The 12,592-nt window shown below is 40.4% G+C and carries 8 protein-coding genes; 7 read left to right on the forward strand and 1 reads right to left on the reverse strand.

The window, feature by feature from the left end:
• Positions 1–504 precede the first annotated feature (504 nt).
• Complete coding sequence (locus OM33_RS00925; protein ID WP_199922473.1) at positions 505–981, forward strand: hypothetical protein; 477 nt, start codon at positions 505–507, stop codon at positions 979–981.
• Positions 982–1,592: 611 nt separating this feature from the next.
• Complete coding sequence (locus OM33_RS00935) at positions 1,593–1,946, forward strand: hypothetical protein (protein ID WP_199922474.1); 354 nt, start codon at positions 1,593–1,595, stop codon at positions 1,944–1,946.
• 521 nt (positions 1,947–2,467) lie between these two features.
• On the opposite strand, the gene OM33_RS00945 is transcribed toward OM33_RS00935, so the two are convergent.
• On the reverse strand, positions 2,468–3,007 hold the full coding sequence (locus tag OM33_RS00945) for a GNAT family N-acetyltransferase (RefSeq protein WP_038637541.1): 540 nt from the start codon (positions 3,005–3,007) through the stop codon (positions 2,468–2,470).
• Between the two features lie 140 nt (positions 3,008–3,147).
• On the opposite strand from OM33_RS00945, the gene OM33_RS00950 reads away from it, so the two are divergent.
• The 5 genes from OM33_RS00950 to OM33_RS00970 all read left to right on the forward strand — a co-directional run bounded on the left by OM33_RS00950 (position 3,148) and on the right by OM33_RS00970 (position 12,469).
• Entirely contained in the window at positions 3,148–3,573 is a 426-nt protein-coding gene (locus tag OM33_RS00950) for a hypothetical protein (RefSeq protein ID WP_038637542.1), read from the forward strand.
• Positions 3,574–3,768: 195 nt separating this feature from the next.
• Complete coding sequence (locus OM33_RS00955) at positions 3,769–5,412, forward strand: FMN-binding glutamate synthase family protein (RefSeq protein WP_038637545.1); 1,644 nt, start codon at positions 3,769–3,771, stop codon at positions 5,410–5,412.
• Entirely contained in the window at positions 5,399–6,856 is a 1,458-nt protein-coding gene (locus OM33_RS00960; RefSeq protein ID WP_038637548.1) for an NAD-dependent succinate-semialdehyde dehydrogenase, read from the forward strand. The genes OM33_RS00955 and OM33_RS00960 overlap by 14 nt, the downstream gene beginning before the upstream one ends.
• 71 nt (positions 6,857–6,927) lie before the next feature.
• Positions 6,928–11,202, forward strand: a complete 4,275-nt coding sequence (locus OM33_RS21900; protein ID WP_052140845.1) for a S8 family serine peptidase — start codon at positions 6,928–6,930, stop codon at positions 11,200–11,202.
• A 130-nt stretch (positions 11,203–11,332) separates the two neighbouring features.
• Positions 11,333–12,469: a S8 family serine peptidase gene (locus OM33_RS00970; RefSeq protein ID WP_038637551.1), complete on the forward strand. Its 1,137-nt coding sequence runs from the start codon at positions 11,333–11,335 to the stop codon at positions 12,467–12,469.
• The last annotated feature ends 123 nt before the right edge of the window (positions 12,470–12,592 follow it).

A 12,592-nucleotide genomic window follows, 5' to 3' on the forward strand; every position in this document is an offset into this window, starting at 1 on the left:
CCTCAAAACAAATTTGAATCTTATGATAAACGCCCTGAATCGGCATCCATGCCTCAGCATGACTTGCTCAACCGCTTCGCGCCCTGTCTCGCATTATCAATTCAAACTTGATTTTCGGGTTTGATAAAAGCGGAAATGAATCTTAGCAACAGCTTTCTAGGTCGTAATTGTGCTAGGAACTGTCATTGAATAAATTACTCAATGCACATTTCAAACTCTTAGTTGTTAGAAGAAAAAATATGCCTATTCCATTTCTTAATGATTATTTCCCCCTTAATAATATTAAGGGGCAATTTGCCCGATTTCTGCAACTGATAAAATGTTAGTTTTCAAATAACCATCTGACTAGTAACAACTAATTATTAGTGTTATAAATTGCTTCAGAATGTAAACAGGCGATATTGCGTTCAAAAAAGAGGCAACTTGCCTCTTAATAAACTGTTAGAGGAACTAATTATGAAACGGATGTTAACCCTCGCAATTGTATTTTGTTCGCAGTCTCTTTTGGCGAGCAATTGTATAAAATTCAACGATAAAGACTTTTGCGAAGTCTGGAATAATAAGGATGATGGTGTTCATACAGTTGAACTACTTGCGGAAGGTCAATCATTGGAGTCTTGGTCTACAATGATTACTGTGCGGAAGTACAAAGGGAAAACAGCACTAAAAGAAGTTCTCCCGGGCTACATAAACAGCGTTAAGCCAATGTTCACTCTGAAGCCAGATATACTTCAGTCCGACACCTCAAAAGCAAAGGAAGAAGTATACTTCCGCATGCTTCTGTTAGCTCCTGACAAATCACATTATGAGTACGTGATAAATCGATTTTATCGAGATGATGATGAATCGGTTAAATCAATTTTTTACTCTCATCGAATTCCATTTGCTGAGCAGGTTAACTTCAACGAGATAATGGAAAACCGTGATAATTGGCTAGAGCAACTTCAGTCACAGAATATTGATGGACATCTTGGTGAGTAGTTCCTCTAACAAGTTTGTTAAGTTCGCCCAACGAGTTGGGCTGGGACGCGTAAACTACACGCGCCCCTTACAAAAGCGTTAGTTGCCTCAAGGATAGTTCATGTTTCAAACTTTGGTAATCTGCCTTTTTATTTTGTCCATCCTGGCTTTTATTAAAAGTGTAAGTGTTTTCATAGAAACTTGGAAAACTGAGGCTCCTATGCATTGGCGCGAGTGGAACGAGCCAGAATTCATAGATCTTTACAGACAAATGTTCACATACTTGTGGCCTGTCATTTTCGGTAAAGCGTGTGAAGCCGCAAATTCTGATTTACTTGTTAAAAAGCGAAATGATATTAGGTTTTCACTAATTATCGTCGTTTTATTGTTTGTCGCGGGTACTGCTTTTAATGATTTTTCCTTTGAAGTATCACCTCGTTGGGTAAACTAAACGGCAACTAACAAGTTACTCAAAAGGACGCTAAAAGCTTGGCTTGCGCTCCTTCGTCGCTAATTTTAGCCAAGCATTATTAGCCCGTTATGCGAGGCGTTAAGTATACAGAGGAAGTATCATCATCGAAAATTCAAATTCCCAATCTATTAAACACTCAAAGTCTAGTTTCGTTTTAGCTATGGCAAGTTTATCTATGCTAGTTATATTTATTGGCATTTATAAAACAGGCGCTTCCCTTTATGAAGGCGTTCAAACATTAACTCCTAATGGGGTTGGTGACCCGAAACTTATGTCTGCCCATATCAGTCAATCACTAGTTAACTACGTTGTTTATTGTTTTATGGCATTGCCTGGTTGGCTGTTTGCAATGGCGGTTTTATTGTTTACTAATTATCGCTCTAAACCTTATTATTACTTTTTAACTTTCATCTCTGTAGTTTTAGTTTTAGGTTTTCCTTTTTCCACTTTATTTGGTATTGCTCTTGGTGTTGCTTTATTCCTTAAACGTAAACAATTTCAGAAGAATCAATAGTCAATTTTGAGGTCAAGTCATGCATCTTGCACCACACTGCCTAAACCTTTTATACAGCTTCAAGGTTTACACCCTCACCCATTAAATCAAACCTGAAAACATTATTTAAATGAATAATGCGAGACAGGGAGCGAAGCGGTCGAGCAAGCCATGCTGAGGCATGGATGCCGATTCATGGCGTTTAAGTTCACATTTAAATTATGTTTGAAGAATCAGTTTGATTTTTGGGGCGCCGAGGGATTCCAAAGGGAGGCCGGCGTTAGCCTCCCTTTGGCTGCTGTCGCCAGCGCGACAAATACACTAACAGATATATACGATTGCATCTGTAGAAAGCATCTTATCAGTTTTAGAGCAAAATGAATGACGCTAGATATAAAGCACGGATGCTGCCGTCGCCAGCGCGACAAATACGCTTTCAAATTTGTACAGTAGCAAAGACTAAACGCCACCAATATGAGATTCTGACACAGGGCCAATCCAAATAACAGCTGATAACATTCTCTGCAAACAACATCAAATAATCAAAGTTCCCTTTCATAATGCACTGCTGGAATATCCCCTAACGGATCGCTATGCATATACTCTTTCACAAACCTCATACCGAGCTTTTCCATTACCGCAATCGAGCCGAGGTTTTCTTTCACTGCGATAGCACTGATATAGGTGTATTCTGGCATTAACGCAATTTGCTCCACTAAAGCATTAGCTGCTTCGGTTGCATACCCTTTCCCCCATGAGCTTTGCTTAAAACGCCAGCCTAGTTCAAGGTTATGCCATTCGGTATCAGTTTCATCATTAAAGAAATGCATTGGCCTTACTAAAATCCAACCAATAAACTCACCCGACTCTTTAATGTTAACTTTCCAAAGGCCCCAACCTTTTTCTTTATTGGCATATTTAGCCATGCGCGGTAAAAAAATGGTTTTCTTTTCTTCCATGGTAGTTGGTTTACCACCATTAAGGTGCTTCATCACGGCAGGGTCTTGGTCGAGTTGGTATAAATCTTCGAGGTCATCTTCGGTGATAAACGCATAATTAAGGCGACTTGAGGTAGGTTGCATTCGAGTACTCCTGTGATGAGATAAAACCGATAAATAATGGTTTTATTTTTCTTATTTTTTTCTGATTTGTGATTCTAACACTACTTTTTAAAAGGGCTTTAGTATTAACTGTTACCAAATTTTAATGACAGGAAATACCAATGAATTTAATTAAAGGACTATGCCTAACGCTCGCGCTTTTTGTATCAAATGCCATTGCTCACCAATATGAAGGTGATTGGCAATTTATTAAAGGCGAATACAAAACGCCTTCAGGTGAAATATTGAAAGCAGATAACGCTACGCTTGTCGCAATCAAAACCGTAAAGGGCGATAAATTTGCCTTAAACAATATGCAGCAAGGCGAATTCTTAGGCTATTTAGCAGGTAAATTCACCCTTGATGGTGATAAGTACAGTGAACATATCGAACAAGGCACATCAAATGAGCACCAAGGTAAAGTGTTCACCTTCAAAGGCTGGCTTGAAACAAAACAAGAACACGGGCAAGAGGTGATTTACTGGCACCACAAAGGCATGGTGAATGGCACAGAAGAAACCGAAGTATGGCGAAAGCTTGCTCGCTAATTTTAAAATCAGTTAGATATTTGGGTCCCAACCCATTATGAATAAAAGGAAATCGCCATGATTTCCTTTTTCTTTCAGTGACAAAACACACGTTATTATGCAAAATCAATAATGAGTGCAAGGGTTGCCCGAGTTGGTATTGTGCCAATCCTGAAGCTCTTATAGACATCCGTCAGCAAAATAAGAGTAAACAATATGACAATTATGCAAAAAGCCTATTGGTTAATACTTACCTTAGGCAACCTAATTACATTCTTTCTGTGGCAATACCACGCAGATGATCTTACTTTCATTCTTTTTGTCTTTTCACTGATTTACAGTGTAATAGGCTTTTATGATGTCTTTTTCTCAAAGCGTAACTTAAATCGTTTATACCCTGTTGTTGCTTACATTCGTTACTTTTTGGAATCCTTTCGCGTTGAAATTCAGCAATATTTTATTGCTAACGACACAGAAGAAAAGCCTTTTAATCGCGAGCAGCGTTCACTGGTTTACCAACGCTCAAAATCAGTAAGAGATACCATTGCATTTGGTACACAAAGAGACTTACTCGAAGAAAATTATTTAAGCTTGTGGCACTCATTGGCACCGTGTGACGTAAAAGAAGAACATAAGCGTACCTTGATCGGCGGACCAGACTGCAAGCAACCTTACTCAGCATCACGTTTAAATATTTCGGCCATGAGCTTTGGCTCGCTCAGCAGTAATGCAATTGAAGCGCTTAACCTTGGCGCAAAAAAAGGGGGCTTTAGCCACAATACAGGCGAAGGCGGCTTAAGCCCTTATCATTTAAAACACGGTGGGGATATTGTATGGCAAATTGGTTCTGGCTTATTTGCATGCCGCACACCAAATGGCGACTTTAATGCTGATATATTTCGCGAAAAGAGCGCCCTACCACAAATTAAAATGATTGAAATTAAGCTTTCACAAGGCGCTAAGCCCGGCCATGGTGGTGTTCTACCAAAAGCAAAAATCACTGAAGAAATTGCCCGTATTCGTTTAATTGACCAAGATAAAGACTGTATTTCTCCTGCCGCGCACCCTAAATGTAAAACCCCAAAAGAACTACTTAATTTTGTTGCTGAGCTTCGTGAGCTAAGCCAAGGAAAACCGGTTGGTTTTAAGCTTTGCTTAGGAAACCCTGCCGAGTTTTTGTCAATTTGCAAAGCCATGTTAGAAATGGATATTTACCCTGATTTTATCACTATTGATGGTGCCGAAGGTGGTACAGGTGCTGCCCCTGTTGAGTTTTCAAACCGCTTAGGTATGACGTGCTTAGAGAGTATTTATTTAATTCACAATGCATTAATTGGACTTGGCATTCGCGATAAAATATCACTTATTGCTGCAGGTAAAACGGCATCAGCATTTGATTTACTCGCTAAACTAGCACTCGGTGCTGACAGTGTTAACGCAGCACGCACCATGATGATGGCCTTAGGTTGTATTCAATCGCGAAGTTGTAACACCAATGAATGCCCTACGGGCATTGCTACGCAGGATCCAGCTCGCGCCAAAGCCATTGATATTGAAAGCAAGAGTGAACGAGTTAAAAACTTTCATAAAAACACCTTGCACGCTTTTTACGAATTACTTGGTAGTATGGGACTAGATGACCCAGATAAACTACTGCCACAAATGGTGAAACGTCGCTCACCCTATGGATTATTAATGTCAGTAGGTAGCCTTATTAAGCCTCTGCACGAAGGTGAAATTTTAGAAAATAAACCACTTGGCAATTGGAGCATCTGGTGGCAGCAGGCATCAAGTGAACATTTTTATGTTTACGATGACAGTATTTTACAACCACAGGAACTTAGCCGTGACAACCTCTAGCCTAAAACAATTAACGGATAACTCATTAGTTAAAAATAGTAGCTTTATCAATGGAAATTGGCTCAAGAGCAGTGCTACATTTGATGTGGTAAACCCGTTTAATAACAGTGTGCTGACACAAGTAGCTGATATTAACCCTAGCGATGTTGAAAAAGCAGTTATTGCAGCTAAAAATGTTCAATTAGCATGGCAAAACACCACGGCAAATGAGCGTAGCGAATATTTAAAAAAATGGGCGAATTTACTCACGGAAAATTTAGAAGACTTGGCGTTATTGCTCACTTTGGAGCAAGGTAAACCGCTAGCTGAAGCGCGCGGTGAAATCAAATACGGCATTAGCTATATTGAATGGTTTAGTGAAGAAGCTAAGCGTGTTTATGGTGATACCATGCCTGCACTCAGTAACTCGCAGCAAATTATTGTCACAAAGCAACCTGTTGGCGTAGTTGCAGCCATTACCCCATGGAATTTCCCTAATGCCATGATCACCCGTAAAGCCGCCGCAGCACTTGCAGCAGGCTGCTGTTTTATTGTTAAACCATCTGAGCTTACGCCATTAAGCGCACTTGCTATGGCTGAATTAAGCCTACAAGCGGGCATACCCAACGGTGTTTTTAATGTGGTTGTAGGTACTAATGCTAAGGCCATCGGCGAAGTATTAACAACACACCCAGATATTGCCAAATTTAGTTTTACCGGCTCTACAGCAGTGGGGAAGTTACTCACCAAGCAGGCGGCGTCAACGGTAAAACGTGTGTCGATGGAGCTTGGTGGAAACGCGCCCTTTATTGTGTTTGACGATGCTGATTTAGAGGCAGCAGCCACAGGGTTAATTGCCGCAAAATTTAGAAATGCTGGGCAAACCTGTGTATGTGCTAATCGAATTTATCTTGCCGAATCCATTAAACAGCCATTTTTAGAGATCTTCACAGAAAAATTAAAACAGTTAAAACAAGGTAATGGCTTAGAGGATGTGCAACTTGGCCCACTTATTAATAAAGCTGCAATCGATAAAGTATCAACGTTAGTAAATAACGCCATTAGCCAAGGTGCAACTTTACACTATCTAGGTGAAGCAAGTGCAACAGGTTACCCTGCAACCATTTTAACCAACTGCACTAATTCTATGGAGATTGCACAAAACGAGATTTTCGGCCCTGTTGCAACCATCTTTACTTTCACAAATGAGCAAGAAGTTATTAAACAAGCCAACGATACTGAGTATGGCCTCGCCGCTTATTTTTATAGCCAAAACATTAATCGCATTATGCACACAGCCAATCAGTTAAAGTTTGGCATGATTGGTATTAATGAAGGCATTATTTCAAATGCCGCCGCCCCATTTGGTGGTGTAAAACAGTCCGGTTATGGCCGCGAGGGATCACACTACGGACTAGATGATTATTTAGAAGTTAAGTACTTGTGTTTAGGGAATTTAGTCTAGAAATTAGAAACAATTAACGATAGAATTTTACAAAACTATTACAAAAAATTATAAATAACTAACGGATTATTATGTCAATTTTAGCGAAAAAGGGACTCTTCGCGGTCTCTCTGTGCGCCCTTTCTGTCTCTAGTGCGCTTTATGCGTCTGCAACTCAATATATAACTGTCGGAAACGATACACAAAAAATAACTAAAGAACCTGGAATCGTTAGCAGCGTTTTTCATGTCACTGACAAAGATGGCAAAGTAATATCGCAAAAAGTATACAGACGTTTTGAAAAAGAACGTTTCATCGTAGAACTTCACAATGCACCTTTAATACAAGCAAAGCACCAAATAAAGAACAATGTTACTAAGCAGTTTTTAAATTCAAAAACCTCATCGGCAACACAAGAATCAATTATTCGTTCTCAATTACAGCAAGCCCAAGCAAGAATAGAAACCGACCAGCAAGCAACGATTCAGCAAATACAAAGCATAAATAAAAACATTAAGTTACTTAGCCGCTTTTCAAGAACAAGCAATGCTATTGTGATTGAAGCTGACAAAACGTCGTTAAATGCCATCAAACAACTACCCAATGTTAAACGCGTTTCACCCGATACAATTAAGTCGATTGATTTAAGTGAAAGTGTATCGCTTGTAAATGCCCCTTTGATTTGGGCAATGACTGATGCAAATAGTGAAACCATTACAGGTAAAGGGATATCCGTTGCTATTCTCGACACGGGGATTGACTACAATCATGTCGACCTAGGCGGCTGTTTAGGCGAAAACTGCCGTATTACCCATGGCTATGATTTTGTAAATAATGATAACGACCCTATGGATGGTCACGGTCATGGTACTCATGTTGCAGGTATTGTTGGTGCAAATGGAACATTAAAAGGTGTAGCACCTGATGTGACTTTTCATGCATATAAAGTTCTCAGTGACTATGGTTCAGGCGCAACCAGCGGCATTATTGCTGCCCTAGAGCGCTCTGTTGACCCTGATGGTGATATCAATACAGATGACGCTGTAGATATTGTGAATATGAGCTTAGGCGGTGGTGGTAGTGCAACCGACCCTCTAAGCATCGCAACAAACAATACTGTGGATGCAGGTGTGATTGTTGTCGTTGCCGCAGGTAATGACGGCTATTACGGGGCCATTAACGCAAGCTCTCCCGCCGCAGCTGAAAAAGCCATTACCGTTGCATCATCAACGAAACAAGACGCCATATCTGATTTCTCATCCAAAGCGACTCAAACCGAAATTTTTAATAAACCTGAAATTACAGCGCCGGGAAGTAGCATCAACTCAACTTTGCCAAATAGTGAATACGGATATAACAGCGGCACAAGTATGGCTGCACCACATGTTGCAGGCGCAATTGCATTATTAAAACAAAACGACCCAAGCTTATCATCAAAGAAAGCAACACAATTACTCGCAGCTGGCGCGATAAATATTGGTTCAGACCCTCTTGCACAAGGCCCTGGGCGAATGGATATTGAAAAAAGTATCAAAGCCACGACAACAGCCAACGATACTGCAATCAACTTTGGTAAACTCGACACCGCATCAAATAGCTGGAGTAGCACTCGCTCAATTACCATTAATAACCATTCAGGTGATGAGAAAAATTATCAAATAACAGCTGGTGATGGGTTGCCAACTGGTGCGACTATCAGCTTTTCAGAAACAAGCTTCACTTTACCGGCTAATTCATCGCACACTTTAAATTTTGACCTTACGGTGCCAGATACAACCGCAATACCATTTGCTACTAGCAGTGCAGGTATTCACTTTTCCAATATCACTATTTCATCAGATACCGATGAACTGCGTATTCCAACTTACTTTGAACACAGCGTAAAACTGACTCTTAAGACTAATTCGCCAAGCCAAGTAAGTGCCACGATCATCGATGAACTTGGAAGAATGACGAGCTATTATCTTGATGCTTTTAGTCCCGTTGAACTTAACTCCCCAGGCAGCAGCATTTTTATTAGCGCCACTTATTTCGATTTAGATACGAGTGACATTACTGTTGCCCCTGATGTAGCAAAATTAAAATATGGTGCTTCCTCACACCAGCTTGAACTAACCGAAACCACAGAGTTTTTATTAGATGTTAATCAATTAACTAATATTACAGGGATTAATAGCGCTACTAACCACAGTGGCGATAATATATTGTCAAAAACACATAACTTTTATGGTTCAACGGATTTTTGGACAGGAACTCGTGGTTTTGGTTGGGGTTATTTTCCAAATGAATTCACACATATTTATTTAGCCTTGGGTGAAATTGCTAATACTCATGAATTTAAAATGTCATCACACTTTAAATTTTCCGAGAGCGCATCAGAAGAAGGCTATTATTTACATAGCCGAAAAATTATTGATGGTATCTCAGTTGCCAGTGATATCGATATAGATCTCTCTTCCCTAAGCGTTATCAATATACTGCCTCCTAACCCAGAAAAAGTAGATCAGTTTAGTATAAGTGACAGAAACACAAATTCGCTTACACAGCAGGTAGACTCGAAAATTAATAAAATAAATATCTATCAGCCGCAGCAAAATGATTTTATCGACTTTAAGCAATTCGTTACATACAAATATGATCCAATTCAAGGCAGGCACTCAAACTCAATATATTCAAATTTGTTTGATTTAAATGAATCAGGAGAGTTGCGCATATACAGTGATAGACCTGTGCAAACCTCAGATAGCAATGAATTAAACTTCTCTGAGACCAGTAGGCGTTATTTTAACGGCACTATTAATGTTTCTGATTCGAAGCTAGTGCATTCACCCAGCCGCTGGGACAGAGTATTATTTTCTGACCATCAAGGAAATACTAATAACCCTGAAGCCAATTACAGTTTTTATTGTGAGAATGAAGAAGGTAAACGTGAATTATTAAGTAGCGGCAGTATCTCTTACTATCACGCCACTGCTGAACGTCCAGAAGCTAATTGCGAAAAGCTACTGTATACCATCAGTTATAAAAATAATTATTTCGATTCAAGCAGCACTTCTGTTCTGACATTTAATTTAGCGGATAGCGATATTGTAACGACTGCTGATTATATTTCTTTGAAGCATGCGGACAAGCTTTATGCTCACCATATTGTCAATAAAATAGATTCAACGCTAACTTTGGAGCAGGATGGGTCACTTAACCTTAAATCTGTTGAAATGCGTTTAAACGATAGTGAATGGCAAGTGCTCGATTATTCTATTGATGATGATAGTTTTGTCTCTATCCCGTTAGACTTAGTTGAAGGTAGTTTTGATGCCGATATACGCATTACGACTACTTCTTCTATGGGTAATGACGTCGTCCACACATTAAATGATTACTTCAAATTTGGTACTGATTCTGGTGATGTTAACGATGCCGATAATGACGGTATTCCAAACGATACAGATCCAGATGATGATAATGATGGTTATAACGATGATGTTGATGCCTTCCCATATAACTCACAAGAATGGTTAGATAGTGATGGTGATGGGCTGGGTGACAATGCCGATACCGACGATGATAACGATGGCTATTTAGATACTGAGGATGCCTTCCCGCTAGATCCAACTGAATGGTTAGATACCGATGGTGATGGCATTGGCAACAACGCCGACACCGATGATGATGGTGATGGCCATTCAGATGAAGAAGATGCATTTCCTCTAGATCCAAGCGAGTGGGTTGATACCGATGAAGACGGCACTGGCAACAACTCAGATATCGATGACGATAACGACGGTTATCTTGATGATGATGATGCATTCCCGCTTGATGCAACTGAATGGCTAGACACAGATGGCGATGGTATCGGCAACAATGCAGATACTGATGACGACAACGACGGTGTGAACGACAATGAAGATGCCTTCCCACTTGATGCAACTGAATCAGTTGATACAGATGGTGATGGCATAGGTAACAACGCAGATACTGATGATGATAACGATGGGATTTCAGATAATGAGGACGCTTTCCCACTCGATGCCACAGAATCAGTTGATACAGATGGTGATGGCATAGGCAACAACGCCGATACAGATGATGATAACGATGGCGTTGCTGACAGCCAAGATGCTTTCCCACTTGATGAGACCGAATCTGTTGATACCGATGGTGACGGTATTGGTAACAATGCCGATACCGACGATGATGGTGATGGCGTAAGTGATGCACAAGACGCATACCCACTTGATGCAAGTCGCTCTTCTGCGCCAGATAACAATGCCGCTGAAAACACAAGTTCATCAAGCGGTGGTTCACTGCCGTTAATTGGATTATTTGCTCTAATTTCAATTACTTTAAGAAGATTTAGGCGTAAATAATACCTTACACTCTGCTAATAAAAGCCACCTAATAAGGTGGCTTTTTGTTTTCAATTCAGAAACACTCTACTACACTGTTTTTTGTTAACAAAAAGTTAACCAAACTAATAACAATAAAACAGGATACATAATGAATAAAAAATCTCTCACGCTCGCTATCTCATTTGCCCTTTCATCAAGCTATGCACTAGCAAATCAACCAACCAGTAATGGTGCATCTGATGATATGGAAATTGCCAATACCTGTATTGTGCGTTTTAACGATTCAATTTCTAAGTTTGATGTTGAAGGTAAAGCGCGCGGTATGGTGGCTAGTGCAAATGCGAAAGCAAAACACATTTATAGCAACTCAATAAAGGGGATGGCTGTAAACATGAGTTGTGACAAAGCAAAACAAAAATTTGCCGGTAACAGTGATGTAATGCGTTTTACACCAGATGGTAAAGTGTATGCAAACCCTAAAGGCGGTAAGCCTGGCGGCGGTGGTTCTAATAACCAAACAACACCATGGAGTGTTAGCCGTGTTGGTGGTCCTGTTGATGGTTCTGGTTACAGCGCATGGGTACTCGATTCAGGTATTGATTTAGACCACCCAGATCTTAATGTAGATGCAAGCCGTGGTTACACCGCGTTTACTTCAGGCCGTGATGCAGGTATGGATGATAAAAATGGTCATGGTACTCACGTAGCAGGTACTATTGCTGCAATTAATAATGAGATTGATGTTGTAGGTGTAGCTGCTGGAGCAACGGTTATTCCAGTTAAAGTATTGAATGCACGCGGTTCCGGTAGTTGGTCAGGCGTATTAGCGGGCATTGATCATGTAGGTGCGAACGCGAATGCCGGAGATTGTGCAAATATGAGTTTAGGTGGAGGCTTTAATCAAGAGTTAAACGATGCGGTTGAAGCGGCTGCGCAGCAATCAGGTGCATTTTTTGTGGTAGCTGCTGGTAACGAAAGCCAGCATGCTGGTAACGTATCGCCTGCAAGTGCATCAGGTAACCGCGTTTATACGATTTCTGCAACTGATTCAAACGATCGCTTTGCAAGCTTCTCTAACTATGGCAACCCGCCTGTTGATTATGCAGCCCCGGGGGTAAGTATTTTATCAACAAAAGCAGGTGGCGGTACAACCACAATGTCTGGTACTTCAATGGCATCGCCTGCGGCATGTGCTGTAATAATGATGCGCAATGGCAACCCAAGTACAGACGGACGCGCATCTGGTGATCCTGACGGCAACGCAGATAGCATCATTCACCTGTAATTTTTACCTTATAATTTCCTGCTAAAGCCACCTAATATAGTGGCTTTTTTATTATCTAGCTTACTCAAAACCTGCAACAATTCGACCTAAAAACACTTTGTTAAGTGTTAGTGATGTGGCAGT

Source organism: Pseudoalteromonas piratica (genome assembly GCF_000788395.1).
GTDB classification, from domain to species: domain Bacteria; phylum Pseudomonadota; class Gammaproteobacteria; order Enterobacterales; family Alteromonadaceae; genus Pseudoalteromonas; species Pseudoalteromonas piratica.

Excerpts from the sequence above, each read along its gene's own strand:
- OM33_RS00935 (WP_199922474.1), top strand. The coding sequence starts at position 1,593 with ATGGCAAGTTTATCTATGCTAGTTATATTTATTGGCATTTATAAAACA.
- OM33_RS00945 (WP_038637541.1), bottom strand. The coding sequence starts at position 3,007 with ATGCAACCTACCTCAAGTCGCCTTAATTATGCGTTTATCACCGAAGAT.
- OM33_RS00950 (WP_038637542.1), top strand. The coding sequence starts at position 3,148 with ATGAATTTAATTAAAGGACTATGCCTAACGCTCGCGCTTTTTGTATCA.
- OM33_RS00955 (WP_038637545.1), top strand. The coding sequence starts at position 3,769 with ATGACAATTATGCAAAAAGCCTATTGGTTAATACTTACCTTAGGCAAC.
- OM33_RS21900 (WP_052140845.1), top strand. The coding sequence starts at position 6,928 with ATGTCAATTTTAGCGAAAAAGGGACTCTTCGCGGTCTCTCTGTGCGCC.
- OM33_RS00970 (WP_038637551.1), top strand. The coding sequence starts at position 11,333 with ATGAATAAAAAATCTCTCACGCTCGCTATCTCATTTGCCCTTTCATCA.